Below are 19405 nucleotides of genomic sequence, written 5' to 3'. Positions count from 1 at the left end.
CCGTGAAGATTGCCGTCAAATGTCTGCTTGTCCTTGCCGTCGCATTGAGCGCGACGAGCCTCGTGCATGCCCAGGCGCAAAAGAAGAATGCGCCGGCGCCCGCCGCACCGGCCCCCGCGCCCGCCCCGGCCGCACCTCAGGCCGACGGCACTTCCCCGCCCGGCTGGGTCGCCCGCTGCACCAGCGGCAGCCGCGAGGCGCCGCTGGAATGCGCGATGGAGCAGAACGCGGTGCTGACCAAGACCGGCCAACTGATCGTGCTGGTCAACATCCGCGTGCCCGGCGACACCCGTGCGCCCCAGGCGCTGATCCAGCTGCCGCTCGGCCTCAACCTGCCGGCCGGCGCCAAGCTGCAGGTCGACGAGGGCAAGGCCGTCGACGTCGCGATCCAGACCTGCGAAGCCCGCGGCTGTTACGTCAACGCCCCGATCGCCGCCGACATGCTCGCTGCGCTGAAGACCGGCAAGCAGCTGAAGATCCTGTTCCAGAACCTGTCGAAGGAAACCATCACCATCCCGATGCCGCTGACCGACTTCGCGACGGTGTATGAGAAGATCAAGTAGCTGACGGCGCCATTTCCGCATTCCCCACGTCGTCGCAACCCGCGCGATCGTGCTGATCGCGCAAAAATCCGCGGAACTTTTGGTTCCCTCCGGCGTCATCTCTGATCGCGATAGGGCCCGGCGCTGGAGGGGGTCATGTCGAAGACCCGGATTGGAATTGCCGTTCTCGCTCTGGCAACCCTGCTATCGAGTGAGGCTGCGGCCGGACTACGTCTCGGTGGCCCGCTTGGCGTCGCGAGATTTGCAGTCGGGCGCGTGTTGTCCCTCGGCGGGTTGCACCACGGGCGCAGCTACGCTCGCCACGGCCGCATCAGGACGGCGGCTGTCCGACCGCCTGATGTTCGCAACATCGTGGAGTCCGCGCGAGGCAATCCAGCCGCGCGCAGGCAGATTGTTGCCGCCACAGCGCTGGCTGGCTGGCAGGGCGGCCGCACCGCAAGCGGATGGTGGCGACACGCCGACGGGGGATATGGCTGGGTCGGGCCACTGTTCTGGCCATACGCGATTCACGACATGACCGACTATGCCGTCTGGGGCGACGGCATCGGATTTTGGGACTACGGCTATCGTGACCTCTATGCGGCGATCTTTGCGCCATATGGCCGCGATGAGCTCGTAGCCTTTACCGAACCGCGACCGTTCGGTCGCCGACATCGCAAGGTCGCTGCGCTGTCCGAGCTTTGCGGCAGAGACGGAAACGACATTGCCGGCCTTCCTGCAACTCAGCTTCAGCCAATCATGCAACTCAGCAATGAGGCTCAGCGCACCAGTATGGACGATCTCGCCAAGGCACTGGCCGCGAGCGCCCAGTTGATCCTGGCGTCGTGTCCAGCGCAACCGGCGCTCACGGCCCCGGCGCGGCTCGCCGTCATGCAGGAACGCATCGAGGCGATGATCAAGGCACGCTATGTCCTGCAGCAACCGCTTGAGAAATTCTATGACCTGCTGGACGACGAACAGGAGGCGCGCCTTAGCGTCTCCGCGGGGGACCGGCGCAAGATGTCCGCCGCAAACGCGAGCCCCGAAGCACCGGCCCAGGGTTGCGGCATGGCGCAGCTGGCTGCGCTGCCATGGCCGGCAGCCGAGATCGAAGCCCGGCTGCACCCAAATGACGCGCAGCGCCCTGCCCTCAACGCGCTGCAGAACGCTGCCGTGCAGGCAGCCGGCATCCTTGGCGCCCACTGCCAGCCGGAAGACGCCACCACGCCGCCCGCACGGCTTGACGCGGTGCAGGGACGTCTCGAAGCCATGCTGCAGGCCATCGGTCTGGTGAGCGCGGCGCTGAAGGATTTTTATGCGACACTGACCGACGAGCAGAAGGCGCAGTTCGAAGCGATTGGGCAGAAACGAACGGCGTAGATTCGCATCACGCCCCCAGATACGCCTTCTGCACCTGCGGATCCTCGGCGAGCGCGGCGGCCGTGCCCGAAAGCACGCTCTTGCCGACCTGCAGCACGGTGGCAAAATCCGAGACTTCCAAGGCGAGCTCGATCGACTGCTCGGCGAGCAAGATCGTCAGCCCTTCCCGGTGCAAACGGCCGAACGTCTCGTACATGGACTCCACCACGGCCGGCGCGAGCCCAAGTGATGGCTCGTCCAGCATCAAGAGTTTCGGATCGCTCATCAGCGCGCGGCCGACCGCGAGCATCTGGCGCTCGCCGCCGGACATCGTACCGGCACGCTGGGTGCGGCGCTCCCGCAGTTTCGGGAAGATGTCGTAGACGCGCTCGAGCAGCGTCTTGATACGCGCCTTGTCGTGCAGCGGGGTGGCGCCGAGCAAGAGATTGTTCTCGACGCTCTGCTGCACGAACAGCCGCCAGCCCTCCGGCGACAGCGCCAGCCCCTTGCGCACAATCGCAAACGCGCTCTCGCCTGCGACCTCCTCGCCGGCAAAGCGAATCGATCCGGAATGCGCGGGGATCAGACCTGCGATCGCGTTCAGCGTCGTGGTCTTGCCGCCGCCATTGGAGCCGAGCAGCGCGACGACGCTGCCTTGCGGCACTTCAAGCGACACATCGGAAACACCGATCAGGTCCCCGTAACGGACTTCGAGATGCTCGATCTTGAGCAGCGGACCGGAGCCGTTCCCAGCTCCGGATTCTCGTCTTGACGCGTTTTCCTCACGCGAACCGGTACCCACTTCGCTCGAAAACGCTTTGCTCATGTCGTAGGCCCGCCCATCAATTCGATCGGCGTGTGACCGGCCGCAACTTTCGCGGCGGCGCGGCTGCCGAGATAGGCGGCGATCACGGCGGGATTCGACGTCACCTCGCGCGGCGTGCCGCGGGCGATCTCCTTGCCCTGGTGGAACACCATGACGCGGCTCGCCAGCGACATGATCACTTCCATGATGTGCTCGACGATGACCAACGTAACTCCGGCGCGATGGATGTCGCGTACCAGCTCGATCGCGCGATTGACCTCCTGCAGGGTCAGCCCGGCCATGGCTTCGTCGAGCAGCAGCACCTTGGGCTCGGTTGCCAGCGCACGGGCGATCTCCAGCCGCTTGCGGCCGGGCGTGCCGAGCGAGCGCGCCGGCGCGTCCGCCAGCCGCTCCATGCCGACGCGCGCCAGCACCGCGCGTGCCTTCGTCTCGGCTTCAGTGCGATGCGCGGTGCGCAGGAACGCGCCGATCATCACGTTCTCCAGCACGCTCATGCCTTCAAACGTCTGCGGCACCTGGAAGGTGCGCGCCAGCCCGAGCCGCGCGCGGGCTTCCGGCGCAAGCCTGGTGATGTCGTGCCCCTCGAACCGCACCTGCCCCGAGGTCGCGGCGAGATCGCCGGTCAGGCAATTGAAGAAGGTCGACTTGCCGGCACCGTTCGGGCCGATCAGGCCGAGGATATCGCCCTGCTCGAGCGTGACGCTGGCATCGTCCACCGCCTTGAAGCTGCCGAAGGCTTTGGTGATGTTGCGCGCTTCAAGGAGCATGCGGCGCTCCCTTGCGTTTCGACAAAAGCCGGTTAACCAGCGCCAGGATGCCGCCGGGCTGGAAGCGCGCGATCAGCATGATGATCGCGCCATAGACCACGAAGGTGAGCCCTGCCCCCTTGCCGCCGAGCCAGGCGTTGGAGATCTCCTCCAGTGGCACCAGGATCGCAGCGCCCACCAGCGGGCCGAACAGCAGGCCGGCGCCGCCGAGCGCGGCCATGATCAGGATCTTCACCGAGATCAGGATGCCGAGCCCGGACTCGGGGTCGACGAAGCCGAACATCATCGCATAGAGCGCGCCGGCCACCGACGTGAGACCGGCGCTCAGCATGTAGGCATGGAGCTTGGTGCGGCTCGCCGGCGCCCCGAGCGAACGCGCCGCGCGCTCGGAATCCTTGATGGCGCGCAGATAGAATCCCATCCGGCTGCGCGCCATCCACCAGGTGATGACGAGCGTGATCGCGAGCACGATGAGGAAGAGATAGTAGTACGGCAGCGCCGAGATGAAGGAGAGATCGAACACATTGCGCGGCACGGTCGGCCCGCTGAGGCCGACGGCGGCGCCGAGATAGTCGGTGTTGGTGACGATCAGCCGCGCCAGCTCGGCGACCGCGATCGTCGCCATGCTGAAATAGTGCCCGGCGAGCCGCAGCGTCGGCACGCCGATCACCGCGGCAATGGCGACGCTCGCGGCAAAGCCTGCGGGAATGCCGACCAGCGGCGACAGCCCGTAATGCGCATAGGCGCCCATCGCGGCATACGCGCCGCAGCCGAAGAACACGACATGGCCGACCGAGACCTGCCCGGCGTAGCCGCCGATGATGTTCCACGCCGACGCCGCGATGGCATAGAGCAGGACCAGCGCGCCGAGCCGCTGCTGGAACGGCGTCGAGAACACCCAGGGATAAGCGATGACCAGCGCCAGCGCGATCAGAAGCCAGACATAACGCCGCATCACGTTTTGCCCATCAGGACTTCCCCATCAATCCTTGCGGCCGGAACCAGAGGAAGCCGAGGAACAGCGCGTAGACCACCATGTCCTTGTAGACGGCGCCGATCAGATAGCCCGACAGCGACTCGATCACGCCGATTAACAGCCCCGCGACCAGCGCGCCCGGCACGCTGCCGAAGCCGCCGAGCGAGACCGTAACAAAGGCGACGATGCCGAGCGTCTCGCCGACCGTCGGCACCACGTAGAAGAAGGTCGCGATCAGCGCGCCGGCGAGTCCTGTGGCACCCGCCGCAATCGCCCAGGCGATCGCCTGCATAGTGTCGGGGCGGATGCCCATCAGCTGCGCCGCGGTCGAATCCTCCGCCACCGCGAGCATCCGCGAGCCCAGGGTCGTGCGCGTCAGCAGCAGATGCAGGCCGAGCGTGACCAGCAGCGCGACCACGCCGGCCAGCAGCCGCGAGGCCTGGATGCGGATGCCGCCAATGTCGAAGGTGCCGCCGACCAGGTTTTCCGGCAACGACAGGAAATTGGCGCCGAACCACCAGAACACGGAGTAGCGCAACAGCAGCGCCAGCCCGAAGGTGCCGAGGATCTGCGCCAGCATCGGCCCCTTCATGATGTCGCGGATCAGACCGAAATACACGACGATGCCGAGCGTCGCGAGCAGCAGCGTCGCCAAGGGCGCGCCAACGAGTGGCCCCCCGCCGAGCAAGGTGTAGACGACGTAGGCGACATACATGCCGACCATGACGAAATCGCCATGGGCGAAATTGACCACGTTCATCATGCCCCACACCAGCGTGAGGCCGGAGGAGAACAGCGCGTAGACGGCGCCCAGCAGGAGGCCGCCGACGATCACCTGGACGAGGACAAAGGACATCGGGCCGACTATCGATCAAGCGCTGTCGTCATTGACGGCAAACCATTGAGGGCGAGGCCTTCGGCCCGCCCCCACACGATATCACCAGCCCTTGTAGGGCATCACGGGCGCCTTCTCGGCATTCGCTTTCGGGAACACCGCGACATAGTTCTCGCCATCCTGCAGCTGGATGATCAGCCCGGAAGCCAGGATGTTCTGGCCCTTGTCGTCGAACTTGATGCCCTTGTAGCCCATCATCAGCTGCTCGGGTTTCATGTCGGTCGCCTTCAGCGCGGCCTGGATCTTGGCAGACTCCGTCGAGCCGGCGCGGTCGATGGCATCGGCCAGCACGAAGAAGCCCTGCATCTCGCGCGCTGCGGTGTCGTCCATCTCGTCGCCGCTCTTGTCCTTGTAGAGTTTTGCGATAATGGCAGTCGCAGATCCCGGCGCGCCGACGCTCCAGGACGAGCGGTTGAAGGCGCCAATCGAGATCTTGCCGACCGCTTTCAGGAACGACGGATCAGAATAGCCGGCATCGTCGGCGAGCAGCATCGGCGGCTTGTAGTCGAGCGACTGCATGGTCTTGGCGAACAGGATCGCATCCGACGTGTAGGAGATCATGATCACGACGTCGGGCTTCTTCTCCTTCAGCTGCAGCACCTGGCTCTGCACGTCGGTCGCGTTCGTCGTGTAGGCGACGTCCTGCGCGATCGCGATGCCCTTCTCCTTGAAGGCCGAGGTGATGGTGGCGGCAACGGAAGCGCCATATTCGGTGGTGTCATGCACCAGCGCGATATGGTCGGTCTTGGCGCCCGACGCCTTCATCTCGGTCAGGAAGTCATAATAGACCTTGGCAAAATCGGTCGCGATCGGCGTGGTGCGGAAAAACCATTTGAAGCCGCGCTCGGTGAGGTTCGCGGCGACCGACTCACCGTTGACAAAGGGGATGCCATATTTCTCCGAGATCGCGCTGGTCGTCAGCGTGATGCCGGACTGATAGGCGCCGGTCAGCGCCACCACCTTCTCTTCCGTGATCAGCCGCAGCGCCTGGTTCTGCCCGGTCGCCGGACTCCCCTGGTTGTCGGCGAAGACGACCTCGAGCTTGGCGCCGCCGAGGCCGGCGAGCCCCGCATTCTTCGCCAGCGGGAAATTGCCCAGTTCAGGATGCGCGTTGTTGATGATGTCGAGCGCGACCTCGATCGCCGCCTTTGCATGCACGCCGGCGCTCGCGGCCTGGCCGGTCAGCGGAAAGACGGCGCCGATCTTGACGGTCTTCTGCTGGGCAAAAGCGCTGGTGCCCAGCGCCATCATGATCGCGGCCGCGGAAAGCAGCCCGACAAGCTTCGACATGCTCATATGAACGTCTCCCCAGATCGGTCTTGTCGCCGTTGGGACACGTCCGGCAAAGCCGCCGCCTCCCTCTTGGTTTTTGTGGTGTGCCAGCATTGCATGGTGACCCGGAACCGGCAAGGCGAGCACATGCGCACAGCGAAAGACTGCGACTAAAGTCGCTGCGTGAATGCGATTGGCGTGCACGTTTTGCGCGAACGGGCGACGCGACATTCCGCATCGTCGGAGAATGACCGGTGCATGACTGTGCGTGAGGGCAAGCGCGCCATTGTCGATCGTGGCATCTCGTCCAATCGTAACGGTGCCGCCCCGTCGAGCATGCAACGAACCAGGCCCTGACTCCCCTGCCCAGGGCAACTCCGGCCAACGGAAGCCCCATTTTTGCCGCCAATCCCGCACCATCAATGCTTGCCAAGCAAGGGACCAACCGAGTAGAAGGACCCGCACTCGCGCGAGGCGCTGATTTGTCAGCAGCCGCGCCGCAAAGATTGCCCAGATATCACGACAACGCCTTGATATCACTGAGCAATTCTTGGGGAATGGTGTAACGGTAGCACAACAGACTCTGACTCTGTTTGTCTTGGTTCGAATCCAGGTTCCCCAGCCAGCATACTCGGAAGCCCGTTTCTTCAATGAAAACAGGAGCTTCCAAGATGGCAAGAAAACCCAACCCACCTAGGTCACCCACCTCGGTTCAGAGCGCTGACAAGCGCCAACTCGCAGACCTCGCAACCCTGTTGGGGCTCATGCAGGCGGCCAGCAAGCTCAGCCAAGACCTCGACGCGCTCGCCAACGAAGTGGGCGGCTCGCTGGAGAAGATGGCGGAACGTTTTGGCGTGCCTTTCTTCGAGGTCCATAACACCTACCGCAGGCAGATCGCGCGGCCGAAGGGCAAGAAGGCTTCAAAGCCCCGCAAGCGCCGTAGCGCAGCCGGTTAGGGTGCTGTCAAGGGCGGAGGGCAGCGCACGCCGTTCTGTGCTGCCTTTGCTCCGCTCGAAAGGAACCGATGCAGAGCCCTTTCGGAACTGCACCGGCAAGTCTGATCCTTCAGCCTCTACGCGGGCTGATGTTTGGCGAGGAAGCTCTGTCTTCCTCTGCCTCTCCCCGTGACAAGGTACTCAACACCAAGAGCGCTCAACGCCTTCGTCGTGGCGTGCTCCTTGTCCCCCAAGGTCTCCCTCAGCTTCTTCAGACCCGTGTCACTTAAGGATAGCTCTCGCTTGATAACGGACAGCGGCGTCCTGCCGGGCAAGCGGGCCTCCATGAACGATACCAGAGCTTCGTGCGATGAGCCTTTGCGCGGTCTCTTCACCTTCGGCCCGTCCATCTCGAAGGGCCAGTCTGCAACCTTGAGGCCGGGCATATCGGCCTTGATGTTGGTCAGGATGGCCTCACCGTCAACGTCCTTCGGCAATACGATGTAGATGTTGGCCTCAGGGCATCGTCCGTGCTCATCAACAGCGCGTCTCACTCGGATACGGTTGATGGCCTGAATGATCGACACGGAAAGCTGACGCTGCTGCATGACGCGGCGCACGTCAGCGTGCCCCTTCCACACTGGCGACTGCAACCATTCGTCAGTCTGTAGGCCCTTCGCGGCAAAGAAGGTGTTGTTTGCCCATATCTGGTCTCGGTAAGGCAGACCAAATATCACCGCTGTGTCGCAGTCTGCCCAATCGTTGCGACCGTCCACCGCGTTCCAGTGGCCCACAGCGAACCTCTCGAAGCCCATGCCATCGCTCATGGCAATGTGAGCGTTGGCTTTGTGTGTGCATAGGAAGACCGAACTGGTAGGCGACAAACGCTTCTCCAGATCGGCCGCGAGACGAGCGAACCGCGTCTTGAAGCTCTTGACCATTGACCGCTTGCCGACGCCACTGCATCGCGCAACATGAAGCGTCGCATTGCTGTAGTCACGGACATGGCTTGGTGTTGGCACTAGACGCGCCTTGTCCTCGAACAGGTCCCACAGGAAGTCTGCTCGTGCGGTGGCGTCGAGCACCACAGGGCCAGGAGCGCCCCACGGCACTGATAGGGACGATGAGTTGAAGGAATGCTCATCGCCGCTCTTCGCATAGTATGACCACTGATCGAAGAGGGCCTGACAGCCTTCCAGCGTCCTATCAACCTTCCGTCCAATTCGCAGTCGTGTCTCTGTGTCCTCCATGTGAGCCCCCAGGCGGTCATACTGAGTGCCCTTCATTGCAGCCCGGAGAGGACGGAAGTTCACAAGCGGCACGTCTGGATATGCAGCGTTGATGGCGTCAGGCAGGAAGACCGAAGCCCCGCCGTCATGAGCCTCGTAATTCGCCAGTGCCAGCCCGAGCAGCCGGAGAGCGGTGCACTCGGTTGGAAATGACTTGTTGAGGTCATTGGTGATGTACCGCTGCACTTCAGCGATATCATCGGCCGTGACCTTCACGTCATCCACGACGTTGGCTAGAGCCTCGTCAATGATGGTCAGAAGGCGCTCTCCGCCCCTCCAGCGGCTCAAGCGCTCAAAGGCCGTCCCTCGTGAGGCGTTGAGGCTGGCCGCTGCGTTCACGCACGCTTGGTGTGTAATCACCAAGGTGTCGTACTGCTGAAGCACCTCAGCGGACTTCGGAGCACGCGAGTGGTGCGCTATCGCGACCTCACGTCCAGCATGGTCATTGATTTCACTAACGAGTGCACCTGCTTCATCAATGAGGCGTGTTACGATGATGCTGCCAACAGGAGCGGCGCTCGCTGCGTTCAACTCTGCCTGCATTGCGACAAACAGGCAGGCTCCTCGTGTCTTTCCGGAACCCGTAGGAGGCTGGAGGATGCGCCAGGGAGGCTGCACGCCATTGGCACTGTCAGTGATGGCTTCGTTGAACGTCTTGGCCATGATGGTCCAAAGCCTCTCCAACGGCGCTGAGGCACACAGACCTAGCGAGGAGGTCCAGTGCTGCTTCATGCGGCTTGAGAAGGCTTGCGGCGGCACGAGCGGAAGCGCGTGCAATCCGATGGGATGTTGCATTGGGGAACTTTGAAGGTTTGAGGGGAGGTTGGCCCTATCGTTCAGGAGCACCGGCAGCGGTGCGAACAGAGCCGGGAATGCACCCCTAGAACCCCCTAAGAAGGAGAAGAAGAAAAGCTTTCTTAGGAGGTTTCGGGGGGTGAATAAGGATGGTGCCTCACGAGCTTTGAGGCCGTGAAGCGGCAGGAGTGACTTGAAGAGGTAGTTTTAGTTTGCCTATTTAGGAATCACGCCAAGGGCTTAGACATCGCCTGTGCATTGTGGGTGCCCAGGTCGCGCTTTGACGGTCGTTGTTAGAACTCAGCCAGAAGGCCGCTGAGAGCCGCTAGGGAATCCATAGAGAGGCTTTACGCCTTACCGCGCACGAAGGGCGGCTCAGCGCTCATGCCCCTCAGTGGATTCCTGAGAGCCCTCTAGGGCCGTGTAACTATCGCGCCACGCTTGGAACGCGGTGAGAGGTCACTTCTTCCAAGTCCGATTGATGAACTCGCCACCTACGTGCCTCATGAGGGCCTGACGAGCCTTAGAGGAGACGTGAGCAGCAGCCTCACTAATCACCGTGTTAGCCTCCTCCCGCGTTCGTGCCACCACGAGCCGCCTGAGGAACGGCTGGAACGCCTCAACGTCAGCATCCGTGTAGCCATCGCTATTGGCGGCTTTGTGAACCGCTTCGCGGATGGTGTCACGCTTGCGCTGTACGCCTTGGCCGTACCGCTCACGAGCGGCTGCTAGGTCGGGAATGACCCCCGCCTCAACAGCGTCTTGGACGGCCTTGGTGCGGACCTCAGCATCCGTCAGCCCTGCATAGGGTGATGCTTGGCTTTCGGGTGCGGTGTCCCCACTGGCGTGTTGCTGAGATGAGGCGGTACGGCTTGTTGGCTCCGAGGTTTCATTGCCCACAAGCTTCCCCTGAGCGGCCAACTGACGAAGAAGGGGCATCACGTCTCGTGAGACCTCTTGCCGCTTGGTGCGCTCCAGCTTGTCAACGAGCTTCCTCAAGCCCGGCTCCACAACGTCAGGCTTGAAGGGCTGTGGTGCTTCAGGAATCGGCCCCCAGGGCTGGGGCGGGCTGAGTGACGGTGGGGAGACCTTCGGGCCTGTAGGGCTCTGCGGTCGCGCAAGAGGCGGCGCAGTGCGGACAGGAACGTCAGGGTTTGTGAACTTCTCCGCGAAGGTCCGTGCTGGCGCGGTGACGCCAAGAGCACGCTCCACGGCCCTCGTGCCTATGTAGGCGCCGATTGCAGGCAATGCGTGACTACCAAGCGCGTTGGTCAAGCCGTCCACGCCAGCCAACAAGGCGTTGCCGCCCGTATAGGCTCCACCTGACAGCAAGGGGTTGTTCTTGACGAACTTGCGAGCGGTCTCAGCAACGCCACCGCTGAAGCGCTCACCGGCAGGGTCATAGCTGCCCGTGCTCTTCAAGCGAGCGAGCGCCACGGCTTGCTTGGCTAGATCCTTCACGCTCTCTCCGCCGTCGAGGGCTTCGATTGCAGCCAAGTCTCCATCGGTGAGGTCGTTGCCTTTCGTTGCTCTCGCCAGCGCGTTGTCAGCCTCCACCGGCAACGGGGCGAGCTTTCGCAACGCAGTCGTGGCCTGTGAGAGTTCGCGCATCACGTCCGTATGTGTGTCGGTCACCGCATGGAAGGCTTTCGAGGGGCTTTGAAGCGCTTCAACGCTGCCTGCCTTCTCCGCCATCCTGTTCGCAGCGGCTGCGCTCGCGGGCGTGAGGTCGCCACCCATGTCGCGGAAGCGCACGGCAGAAGCAGCATCCTTCACGCTCTTTGGTGCACCAAGAACGCCACCGCCTACGCCGCCGACGATAGCACTATCGGCCAGCGAATGCGGGTCAATAGCGAGGCCATACTTCGTGCCAACGGTTGACGCGGCTTGTGAGATGGCATCCTGAGCGGCGTTGGTCACGCCTTCCGTTGCAGCCGCAGTCAGGGCGTTTCGTGCCGCCTGCGTCACCCCTGACGCGCCCACGCCTACCTTGGCGGGGCTCAGGACCTTGTTGACCGCAATCTGGTTGAGCGCTGCCTGAGCGAGCGTGGAGCCAGCGCCAACGGCCTTATCCTCTAACGTGGGTTCGGCGCTCTCGTCTCCCGTGCGAGCGGTGGCGCGCTTCTGCGCCTCGTTGCCAGCAATGCGGAGACCGTGAGACATCATGCCTCCAACAACCTGACCAACGGGGCCAAGGCGCTTCATCAGCCTTGAAACCGCGAGGTCCGTCAGCACGCCGGGAGCTTGCTCGACCAACACACGAGGGAGCTTGCTCCAGTCGCGGCCCAGGACGTGATTATCAGCACCGTCTTCTGGCTGGCTGAATTGCTCCATGGCGGACTTGTAGCGAGGGCCAGCGAGGGAGGCTCCAGCGGCCTCAATGCTCTTTCCAGCGTCGGGAGCTACATACTCCTTCACGGTCTTGCCTACGCCTCTCACGAGGTCTGAGGCACCCTGAGCGAGCGCCCCGGTTATCGAAGTGTCGGTCTTGTTGGTGACGTTGGCGGCGTACCAATCTTGAGCGCCTGCGAGAGCGCTGTTTTCGTCTTCGGCTTCCGCGTCAAGGTGTCGGCCATCGGGAAGCTGAATTGTATAGATGGGCATTTAAGCTGCTTGTTCTTTCTGCGTTGATTTTTGTTGAATCGAAGGTCTTGGAAGCCAGCCGCGATAGACCCCTGCCTCGCGTCCTTGGATCAACCCAAGTGCGAGGCGAATGGCACCCGGTGTTTCGATATTGGGAATGCGTCGTCCTACGACCGCGCTATGCTGGCGAGCGAGGTAACGAATGTCCTCAGCCGTCCAACCTTCCTCTAGCGCCCAAGACAGGTGGTCACAGTCCAGCATGCTGCGGCAGGCTGCACGGAGCGAGGCGTACTCAGGCGGCACCTTTGGCCTCGTGGCTTTGGTGGCCTTCACGGCATCGCGCGCGTCAGCAGCGGCCTGAGCTTCTTCGTAGGCTGCCCAGTCTGCGGCGCGTTGCTCAGGAGAGTAGTACTGGCGCTTTGCGGTGTCGTAGATCGCTGAGAGGCGCTTCCTGTCTATCGAGCCAGGGCCACCATAGCCTTGGGCTACTTCTTCAATGGCGCTGGCGGGCCATCCATTGCGAATAGCCTGCCCAAGGATGAGGCGGTCATTGAAGTCCCGGCAGATTGAGCGAAGGCGGTCATAAGACGCTCTGGTTTCAGTCAGTGAAGTTGGCATTCTCGTTTGTTTAGGTTCTAGTGGAAGCGAGCGCGGACACGGGCCTTCCTTCGCGCTCCTTGAGGAAGCGGCGGCAGAAGTAATCGCGAGATAGCGCACTATTGATGATAGCCATGAGTTTCCGTCTGCTCAGGCCGATGAAGGGTGTGCCGAAGTGCCAGCGGGCGAAGTCGGCTAGGTCGTCTTCGGTCCAGGTGTGAAGGACGCTGTTGAGCTTCTGAAGCTCGTTGGCGCTCGTGCAGGCACGGAAGAAAGCGCCGAAGTAGTCGTGGGCGTGGTGGATAGGCTTGATGGTTTTGGCTGCTCCTTTTCGGGATGACTTGGAAATCGCCTTTCTAGGTCGTAGGGACGCAATGAAAATGCTAAGTCATTGACATTGTTTGCTCAAAGCTGTACGGGAAGAAAATTATTAGGCAGTTGGGACAACACGGCGGCATGGCTCCTTCCTCAGGGCTTATCGATAGAGTGTTTCAGGACGAAGAGAGTGCGCGAAGGGAGCTTGAGCGCTTGAGGTGGCCTAACGGACCACGTTGTCCTCATCCCAAATGCCGCTCGGACAAGGTGGCTCTGATCGGCGGAGGAGTTCAGCGGCCCGGCCTTTATGGCTGCAAGGTCTGCCGAAGGCAGTTCAGCGTCACCGTACGCACGGCCCTTCAGGGCTCTCGGGTGCCTTTGACGGGTTGGTGGCGCGCAGCATCTCTCCTGAGCGCTAACGAGCGTGACACGTACGTCTCCGCGTCTGACATTCAAAGGGCTTTAGGAGTTCATTACAGGACCGCCCACGGCGTTCTATGGACGATACTCGATGCGGGGGCTGCTTTCAGAGGACATGTGACCGGCTTTGGCAAGCCCATACAGGATCACGTGCGGAAGCGAACGAAGAGAGAGAACAAGAAGCGAGGGTTGGCTTGGAGCAAGGTGAAGGAGGCGCGCGACGCGGCAGATCAAGTGCTTGGGTTTGTGTCATCGCCTTCATCGTCGCCATTACGTGAGCGCACGGAGCGCCTATTGAGCTTGCTCCTGCATACCGATTCCAAGTCGAGGACGCTGAAATACGAGGCCGAAAAGTCTGCCGAGCAGCGGTCGATTGGCAGAAGGCGCACCAAGCACTCCAGCGCACCAAGGCCAACTTACTTAGGCTGGTGACAGGGTATGAGAAGCGCGCGCGCCTCCCGTGTATAGGTGTTGCCTCACCGGGCTTAACCCGCTGGCGCCGCTTCCGAAGTGCCTTCTAGGCCGCCTCCTGTGTATAGGTAGGCCCCGACATGGCTTAACCCACTGGCGTCACTTCCGAAGTGCCATCGGCGCCGCCACAATCTGCCTCCCGCTGCCACAATTCTCCAAAACTGGCCCCGGCCCCTGGGCGGTTTTCTCATCGCTGTTCGATCTAACAACAACGCCGGATTTATTCCGAGTTTTTGAAACCGGTTAAATCGAAAGATTTCCAAAACGCCACGGCCAGGGGGACCCTAGAGGACCCTTCACGAACTTCAGTCTCGTCTCGCCAGCGCAAGGCCGTCTCGTCAGCCAGCCAGCGCAGCCTGACCAGAGCGGGGAATACGTCACTCAAATTCAGTCATTCAGCCTAGACATTTGCTCAGCCAACTCGGAAATTGCGCCTTTGGTCGATCAGGAGGGCGGGCCATGACGCGTTTGCGAGCAGAGGTATATCGATCTGGAGAAACAGTATCGCAGTGGAACTATGAAACGGATGACGTGACAATTGGAAGGTACGGCGACAGGAAGTCAGAGGTAGACATTCGATTCAAGCTTGCGTCGAAAGGCGGTGGAGTAACCGATGTATCCTTGCGTATTGATCAGATCGGTTTTGATAGCCTTCTCAACGAAATGTGGAAGGCTGCTCCTGAGCGAGTCGCCGCGTTAATGGCTCGACAGTTGAATGGCCATTTCTGGCCTGATCCGGGCTAAGCCGCCTCAGAAATACGCGAGAGCAGCCTTGCCACCGCTGTAGGGTGCCACGCGCCTCCACGAGGCGAAAGCACACCCTGATTGTTTAGCTCCTCAGCGATGGCCCGAACGCTCGTGATGCCCGAACGCTTGATGCCCTCCACGATGCCCTGAAGGCCCATTGCGCGCTGAGAGGCGTTCTCTTTGATCTTGGCAACGGCTTCAGCGTTACCCGTCTGCTTGCCTCGCAGCGCCCTCGCACCATTCGGATTACCCAGCTTCACACCGCGCGCCTTCGCTGCGGCCAGAGCAGCCTTCGTCCGCTCGCCAATGAGGCCGACTTCCAACTCCGCTACCGATGCCATCTGAGTGAGCAAGAAGCGCCCCATCGGGCCTGGAGGGACACTGGGGAGGTCGCAGAACACGAGGTCAACGCCGCTCGACACCAGAGCCCTTAGAAGGTCCACGTCTCTCGTGAGCCTGTCGAGCTTGGCAAAGACCACCTTGGCCCCCATGGCCTTTGCGTGCGCCAGAGCGGCGGTCAGCTTGGGGCGGTCATTACGCTTGCCGCTCTCGACCTCTACGTATTCGGCGAGGACCGACCAGCGGCCTCCGTTCAGATAGCTCTCAACGGCGGCGCGTTGCGCCTCTAGGCCAAGACCGCTTCTGCCCTGCTTTTCCCGGGACACCCGCAGGTAGGAGATAAATTTTCCCTCAGCCATGACCAAAAGCCCCTAAACACAAATCGATGTAACGGACGTTAGATCAATTTGTATACAGTCGCAAGACCTTTTTAAATCGCTGCGGGGTATGCCTATATTGGGTAGGGGTGAGAGCATCGGTTATGTACAAGTACAACGTCCTGAAAGAGAACCTGCACGTCGATTGGCACTTTCAGAAGCCGATCTTCAGCTTCTTGCAAATTGCGCCTCGATTTTTTGCGATGTTGCACGAGCGTTTTGGGCAAATGCTCAGCCTCAAGCCAGGAGAGCTTCACGTAAATAATGGAGCTTCGTCCCTTGGCGAAGCGCGATTGACTTACCGCATGTACGGCGGAAACAGCACTGTGACCCTCCACGCTGATCACCTGAATTTTAGCGTGCCGGGCGCAAATCCGGGCGAGCTAGGGCTGGTCCGTTCAATTTTGGGCGAGCTACACGACGGTTTCAAACGAGAGTTTCCAGAGATCGAAACGGGTCGTGTGGACGTCGCAAGCTACAGTCACTGTGATCTTGGAAATGTCGAGACGGTCACTGAATTTCTTGCTCGTTTCACAATCCCGAGGACACCAGCTTCATCAGCCACTCCCGCAGTGCAGATCAAGCCAGCCGTCAAATTCACCGCAACTTCTGAGGCGGGCGATTGGGAGGCAACCGTCACCGCAGAGCCGAGCATCCAAACTTCTTCGGCTATCTTTGTTGCCATTAACTTGAACGTTCTGAAGTTGCCTTCAGACCTGCCATTCATCGAAAAGGCTGCTGTTATCCAAGGCATCACAGCCAGGTGTTTCGCCATGATCGATTTGGAGTTGGACAATGCCGCTCAGGCCGGACAATAGCGCAAGGGCCGTGGCACCCGCGATGCCCGAAGCGGGCGCAATGCCGGTTACCCAATATATGCCACAGCGGGGATTGGTTGATAGTGGACCGTCCGCATCCAATGCTCTGTCGCGGCCACAGGCAGCTAACCAAGCTGTTCGTCGAGGCGTGATAACCGGTTTCATCAAGGTTTGCGAGCGATGGCAAATCGGAACAGCGAAGCAAATAGCGCTCTTAGGCTACGCTGATGACGAATTTGCTGGAGGCCAAATATTGTCGGGTCGTGCTCGTGGTGCTCAGGATGTCAAGGACCGCGTTGGTTATATGGTCGCGATTGCGGTTGGCCTGCGCGCTTTGTTCAACAACAACACCAGCAGCGAACGCCGATGGTTAGAGATGCCCCGCCCTGAGATTGGCAATAAGTCACCGCTTGATTACATGGCCGAAGGCCGAATGGTCGGGATGATGCAGGTGCGCGAATTGGTGGATCGGGAACGGGCGCTTTGATGCTGGATCAGTTGGGCAAAGCGCACCGCGCCGACAAAGTGCTTCGCTTGGCTTCGTTATCCGATGAATCGCTCGAAGCGATCTTGCTTGAGTTTGGCGTAGGTATTGAAGACCTGGAAGATGTTCGTGACGCAGCCGTTAGAAGCAGCGTCGTTGTCAATCCAAACGACGCCATTCGCTTCAGCTTCGTTCGGGAGCGGTTTTGGCCAGGGAGATTCAACAGAGAAGGCTATGGTGTCTACTACGCCGCGTTAGAAGGACAGACGTGCATCGAAGAGGTGAAGAACTATCAAAACACCTCAATGACGGCGCAGTCCTCAGCAAAGTACTATCGGTTTATCAGTGCCCAGTTTGACGGCATGACCGTGGACCTCCGAGGGCAAGAAGGCGCGCATCCGCAACTTACGAGCACCGACAAAAGTGGATATCCGTTCTGCCAGAGCCTTGCGGACGTTGCTCGCCAGACCGGGATCGATGCCTTCTACACATACTCTGCGCGCGATGCTGGCGGCACATGCGTGCCAGTATTCCAGCGGAGCGCTCTTCAAAACCCGTCACTAGGCGGTGGAGTGAGATATTACTGGAACGGCGCTTCGGTCTCGCATATCGAGTTTTGAACGCCTTCCTTAGGGCTCCAACCGCTTCAAGCCCCATCAAACACGGCTGCACTTAATCGCCAGAAGCCGACATTAGGTGAAGTCAGCAGTCCCCTGCGAGCATGCTCACTGAGCGGTGAGTCTCAGCAGGGAAGCGCAAGATGGCTGACAAGAAATTCAAGTACGTCCCATTCGTCACCGAAGTCATGACCGCTCGCTATCCGAAGCTCTCAGAACCGGACACGATGGGTGAATACGCGGACGGCAAGTATAAGACCGAAGCGACTGCCGCACCGGACTACACGTGGCGCTTCCAGGAGACAATCCAGGGTGTCGCTGAGGCCTACTTCGCTGGCAAGAAGGGCGTGCATCTGCCTTGGAAGGAAACGAAGGAAGGCAACATCGCCTTCAACTTCAAGTCTCCGAGCAAGAGACCAGAGCTTTTCGATGCCAAGGGCAACACCCTCAAGACATGCGTAGCCATCCGCAGCGGCTCCCTGATCCGCATCTCCGGTGTTATCGCTGCGTGGGAGAAAGGCTTGAAGCGTGGTGTATCGCTGTGGCCCGATGCTGTGCGCGTGATCAAGCTGGCCGAAGGCTTTGATGCCAGGAGGGCGTTCGGTCCGCCTGAAGACGGCTTTGACGGAACCGACCAAAAGGCACGAGCCTAGAGGGCAATCGCCTTCATCACTTCAGCCCCATAATCCAACTTCTGGATAGCCTCCCGTAAGGGCACGCGCTCACCCTTGGAGTAGTGGCCGTAGGTCATGCTCCCCTTGCGGCTGTGTCCCACAAGCAACTTTACGGTGCTTTCCATCACGCCAAGCCCCTCCATGCAGGTGATGAAGGTGTTTCGGAGCGCGTGGAAGTCCTGCTTGTCCCCATCGACTTCGACTTGCTCCCTGAAGCGGCCATACGCCTTGCTGATGTACCAAGAGCGCTTCTTGTCTGGTCCGCCCGGATCAAGGCCAGCGAACAGGTACTCATCCTTGTCGTCGCGGCGACGCTCAATGATTTCCACGGCCAGCGGGTGAACGGGTATCTCCCTCTTGGCGGCGCGCGTCTTGCCGCTCGTGATGGCCAGCCAATATCCATCTTCGCGCTTGTGAACGTCGGACCGCTTCAGGGCACACAATTCCTCTAAACGAGCCCCGTGAAGCAGTGCAAGCCTTAGAAGGTCGCTGAGCACTTGGGCGAATTTGGGCGTGCTGTAGGTGCCCTTGAGGAGCTTCAGAAGCGCCTCATTGGGAAGGCCCTTCCGCTCAGCGGGTTCCTGCTTCTTGCCGAGTTGCTGGCCTCGCCAAGGGTTCTCTTGGGCCACGCCACGTCCCACGAGCCAAAGCCAAAGAGACGAGAGTGATGATACGTGACGCCTTGCCGTGGCGCGCGCAAAGCCTGAGCCGGTCAACAAGTCCGTCACGTAGGCTCCCGCCTTCTTTCGGGTCACCTCTTCAACGGTCACGCTGTCGGTGCCCCAATCCATGAACCGCTTGATGGCGCTCTCGTGCTGCGCCTTGGTTTGGCCAGCGTGTTGGACCTCAGCGAGCCAAAGGGGGTATTGGTCCTTCAGGAAGGTGGCTTGACCCGTGGCGGCGTTGTAGAACCGCGCTGCGGCCTCCGAGCCGTCGCTATTCAGTATCTCGCCCGCCTGAGCCTTCAGCCGGTCAAGCTCCTCTTCGTACTCGCTCCACTCGCGCTCCTGCTCGTCTTCATGCCACCGCTTATCGGAGCTTTCGAGCGCCTGCCGGAACTCTCCTGCCAATCGAGCCAGTTTCGCGTCACCGTCGCCGCCGCCCTTCGCCCATTCGGCGATCTGCCTGTGGAAGTTGGCAACGTGGAAGTGCTTGCGTCTGTTCGCTTCGGCAAGACTGTCGGTGCCAAGGGACTTCTTGAAGCGTTTTCTACCCGCCTTGGCCTGGAGAGGCTTGGGGACCTCCACCACTACCGAGTAGGTGTTGTATTGCTTGACGAGATACTTCCGGTCCATGCCAACCCACCT

19 protein-coding genes and 1 tRNA gene are annotated in these 19405 nt (G+C 61.1%); 10 read left to right on the top strand and 10 right to left on the bottom strand.

Annotated features, from left to right (window positions below; translation table 11 throughout):
• The first annotated feature begins 2 nt into the window (after window positions 1–2).
• Together JQ604_RS06105 and JQ604_RS06100 are read left to right on the top strand one after the other, a co-directional pair.
• Window positions 3–563: an invasion associated locus B family protein gene (locus JQ604_RS06105; protein ID WP_433996229.1), complete on the top strand. Its 561-nt coding sequence runs from the start codon at window positions 3–5 to the stop codon at window positions 561–563.
• A 513-nt stretch (window positions 564–1076) separates the two neighbouring features.
• Window positions 1077–1922, top strand: coding sequence for a Spy/CpxP family protein refolding chaperone (locus JQ604_RS06100; RefSeq protein WP_249158050.1), 846 nt, complete (start codon window positions 1077–1079; stop codon window positions 1920–1922).
• 7 nt (window positions 1923–1929) lie between these two features.
• Here JQ604_RS06100 and JQ604_RS06095 read toward each other — a convergent pair whose 3' ends face one another.
• The 5 genes from JQ604_RS06095 to JQ604_RS06075 all read right to left on the bottom strand — a co-directional run bounded on the left by JQ604_RS06095 (window position 1930) and on the right by JQ604_RS06075 (window position 6661).
• On the bottom strand, window positions 1930–2727 hold the full coding sequence (locus JQ604_RS06095; protein WP_249158049.1) for an ABC transporter ATP-binding protein: 798 nt from the start codon (window positions 2725–2727) through the stop codon (window positions 1930–1932).
• Window positions 2724–3494: an ABC transporter ATP-binding protein gene (locus JQ604_RS06090; protein ID WP_212354327.1), complete on the bottom strand. Its 771-nt coding sequence runs from the start codon at window positions 3492–3494 to the stop codon at window positions 2724–2726. Before JQ604_RS06090 ends, JQ604_RS06095 begins: the two co-directional genes overlap by 4 nt.
• On the bottom strand, window positions 3484–4449 hold the full coding sequence (locus JQ604_RS06085; protein WP_212354326.1) for a branched-chain amino acid ABC transporter permease: 966 nt from the start codon (window positions 4447–4449) through the stop codon (window positions 3484–3486). Before JQ604_RS06085 ends, JQ604_RS06090 begins: the two co-directional genes overlap by 11 nt.
• A gap of 13 nt (window positions 4450–4462) precedes the next feature.
• The gene (locus tag JQ604_RS06080; RefSeq protein WP_212354324.1) at window positions 4463–5326 is read right to left on the bottom strand and encodes a branched-chain amino acid ABC transporter permease; all 864 of its coding nucleotides are present in this window, start codon (window positions 5324–5326) and stop codon (window positions 4463–4465) included.
• Between the two features lie 81 nt (window positions 5327–5407).
• On the bottom strand, window positions 5408–6661 hold the full coding sequence (locus JQ604_RS06075; RefSeq protein WP_212354322.1) for an ABC transporter substrate-binding protein: 1254 nt from the start codon (window positions 6659–6661) through the stop codon (window positions 5408–5410).
• Window positions 6662–7188: 527 nt separating this feature from the next.
• Here JQ604_RS06075 and JQ604_RS06070 point away from each other — a divergent pair.
• A tRNA-Gln gene (locus tag JQ604_RS06070) sits at window positions 7189–7262 on the top strand.
• 46 nt (window positions 7263–7308) lie between these two features.
• Window positions 7309–7593, top strand: coding sequence for a hypothetical protein (locus JQ604_RS06065; RefSeq protein ID WP_212354320.1), 285 nt, complete (start codon window positions 7309–7311; stop codon window positions 7591–7593).
• 116 nt (window positions 7594–7709) lie between these two features.
• On the opposite strand, the gene JQ604_RS06060 is transcribed toward JQ604_RS06065, so the two are convergent.
• The 3 genes from JQ604_RS06060 to JQ604_RS06050 form a co-directional block, all read right to left on the bottom strand.
• Window positions 7710–9524 carry a hypothetical protein gene (locus JQ604_RS06060; protein ID WP_249158048.1) on the bottom strand — a complete coding sequence of 605 codons (1815 nt, stop codon included), beginning with the start codon at window positions 9522–9524 and terminating at the stop codon, window positions 7710–7712.
• Between the two features lie 591 nt (window positions 9525–10115).
• On the bottom strand, window positions 10116–12260 hold the full coding sequence (locus JQ604_RS06055) for a hypothetical protein (protein ID WP_212354316.1): 2145 nt from the start codon (window positions 12258–12260) through the stop codon (window positions 10116–10118).
• Complete coding sequence (locus JQ604_RS06050) at window positions 12261–12857, bottom strand: hypothetical protein (protein ID WP_212354314.1); 597 nt, start codon at window positions 12855–12857, stop codon at window positions 12261–12263. It lies immediately after the preceding gene.
• Window positions 12858–13292: 435 nt separating this feature from the next.
• Here JQ604_RS06050 and JQ604_RS42105 point away from each other — a divergent pair, with 435 nt between their 5' ends.
• Both JQ604_RS42105 and JQ604_RS06040 read left to right on the top strand, forming a co-directional pair.
• Window positions 13293–14003, top strand: coding sequence for a transposase (locus JQ604_RS42105; RefSeq protein WP_433996228.1), 711 nt, complete (start codon window positions 13293–13295; stop codon window positions 14001–14003).
• A 498-nt stretch (window positions 14004–14501) separates the two neighbouring features.
• Window positions 14502–14786, top strand: a complete 285-nt coding sequence (locus JQ604_RS06040) for a hypothetical protein (RefSeq protein WP_212354310.1) — start codon at window positions 14502–14504, stop codon at window positions 14784–14786.
• Here JQ604_RS06040 and JQ604_RS06035 read toward each other — a convergent pair.
• Window positions 14783–15487, bottom strand: coding sequence for a recombinase family protein (locus tag JQ604_RS06035; RefSeq protein WP_212354308.1), 705 nt, complete (start codon window positions 15485–15487; stop codon window positions 14783–14785). The two genes, JQ604_RS06040 and JQ604_RS06035, sit on opposite strands and share 4 nt — an antisense overlap.
• A 122-nt stretch (window positions 15488–15609) precedes the next feature.
• On the opposite strand from JQ604_RS06035, the gene JQ604_RS06030 reads away from it, so the two are divergent.
• The 4 genes from JQ604_RS06030 (at window position 15610) to JQ604_RS06015 (ending at window position 18077) form a co-directional block, all read left to right on the top strand.
• Window positions 15610–16323, top strand: coding sequence for a hypothetical protein (locus tag JQ604_RS06030; RefSeq protein WP_212354306.1), 714 nt, complete (start codon window positions 15610–15612; stop codon window positions 16321–16323).
• 22 nt (window positions 16324–16345) lie between these two features.
• Window positions 16346–16810: an MbcA/ParS/Xre antitoxin family protein gene (locus tag JQ604_RS06025; protein WP_212354304.1), complete on the top strand. Its 465-nt coding sequence runs from the start codon at window positions 16346–16348 to the stop codon at window positions 16808–16810.
• The gene (locus JQ604_RS06020) at window positions 16810–17427 is read left to right on the top strand and encodes an RES family NAD+ phosphorylase (protein ID WP_212354302.1); all 618 of its coding nucleotides are present in this window, start codon (window positions 16810–16812) and stop codon (window positions 17425–17427) included. Before JQ604_RS06025 ends, JQ604_RS06020 begins: the two co-directional genes overlap by 1 nt.
• Window positions 17428–17567: 140 nt before the next feature.
• Complete coding sequence (locus tag JQ604_RS06015) at window positions 17568–18077, top strand: hypothetical protein (RefSeq protein WP_212354293.1); 510 nt, start codon at window positions 17568–17570, stop codon at window positions 18075–18077.
• On the opposite strand, the gene JQ604_RS06010 is transcribed toward JQ604_RS06015, so the two are convergent.
• On the bottom strand, window positions 18074–19393 hold the full coding sequence (locus JQ604_RS06010; protein WP_212354291.1) for a site-specific integrase: 1320 nt from the start codon (window positions 19391–19393) through the stop codon (window positions 18074–18076). The genes JQ604_RS06015 and JQ604_RS06010 overlap by 4 nt on opposite strands.
• Window positions 19394–19405 lie beyond the last annotated feature (12 nt).

Source organism: Bradyrhizobium jicamae (assembly GCF_018130695.1).
Lineage (GTDB): Bacteria > Pseudomonadota > Alphaproteobacteria > Rhizobiales > Xanthobacteraceae > Bradyrhizobium > Bradyrhizobium jicamae_B.
Note: the sequence above shows the minus strand (reverse complement) of the source record. Positions and strands in the feature narration are given on the sequence as shown.

Coding starts and splice junctions, on each gene's coding strand:
- JQ604_RS06100 (WP_249158050.1), top strand. CDS start 1,077: ATGACCGACTATGCCGTCTGGGGCGACGGCATCGGATTTTGGGACTAC.
- JQ604_RS06095 (WP_249158049.1), bottom strand. CDS start 2,727: ATGAGCAAAGCGTTTTCGAGCGAAGTGGGTACCGGTTCGCGTGAGGAA.
- JQ604_RS06090 (WP_212354327.1), bottom strand. CDS start 3,494: ATGCTCCTTGAAGCGCGCAACATCACCAAAGCCTTCGGCAGCTTCAAG.
- JQ604_RS06085 (WP_212354326.1), bottom strand. CDS start 4,449: ATGCGGCGTTATGTCTGGCTTCTGATCGCGCTGGCGCTGGTCATCGCT.
- JQ604_RS06080 (WP_212354324.1), bottom strand. CDS start 5,326: ATGTCCTTTGTCCTCGTCCAGGTGATCGTCGGCGGCCTCCTGCTGGGC.
- JQ604_RS06075 (WP_212354322.1), bottom strand. CDS start 6,661: ATGAGCATGTCGAAGCTTGTCGGGCTGCTTTCCGCGGCCGCGATCATG.
- JQ604_RS06065 (WP_212354320.1), top strand. CDS start 7,309: ATGGCAAGAAAACCCAACCCACCTAGGTCACCCACCTCGGTTCAGAGC.
- JQ604_RS06060 (WP_249158048.1), bottom strand. CDS start 9,524: ATGGCCAAGACGTTCAACGAAGCCATCACTGACAGTGCCAATGGCGTG.
- JQ604_RS06055 (WP_212354316.1), bottom strand. CDS start 12,260: ATGCCCATCTATACAATTCAGCTTCCCGATGGCCGACACCTTGACGCG.
- JQ604_RS06050 (WP_212354314.1), bottom strand. CDS start 12,857: ATGCCAACTTCACTGACTGAAACCAGAGCGTCTTATGACCGCCTTCGC.
- JQ604_RS42105 (WP_433996228.1), top strand. CDS start 13,293: ATGGCTCCTTCCTCAGGGCTTATCGATAGAGTGTTTCAGGACGAAGAG.
- JQ604_RS06040 (WP_212354310.1), top strand. CDS start 14,502: ATGACGCGTTTGCGAGCAGAGGTATATCGATCTGGAGAAACAGTATCG.
- JQ604_RS06035 (WP_212354308.1), bottom strand. CDS start 15,487: ATGGCTGAGGGAAAATTTATCTCCTACCTGCGGGTGTCCCGGGAAAAG.
- JQ604_RS06030 (WP_212354306.1), top strand. CDS start 15,610: ATGTACAAGTACAACGTCCTGAAAGAGAACCTGCACGTCGATTGGCAC.
- JQ604_RS06025 (WP_212354304.1), top strand. CDS start 16,346: ATGCCCGAAGCGGGCGCAATGCCGGTTACCCAATATATGCCACAGCGG.
- JQ604_RS06020 (WP_212354302.1), top strand. CDS start 16,810: ATGCTGGATCAGTTGGGCAAAGCGCACCGCGCCGACAAAGTGCTTCGC.
- JQ604_RS06015 (WP_212354293.1), top strand. CDS start 17,568: ATGGCTGACAAGAAATTCAAGTACGTCCCATTCGTCACCGAAGTCATG.
- JQ604_RS06010 (WP_212354291.1), bottom strand. CDS start 19,393: ATGGACCGGAAGTATCTCGTCAAGCAATACAACACCTACTCGGTAGTG.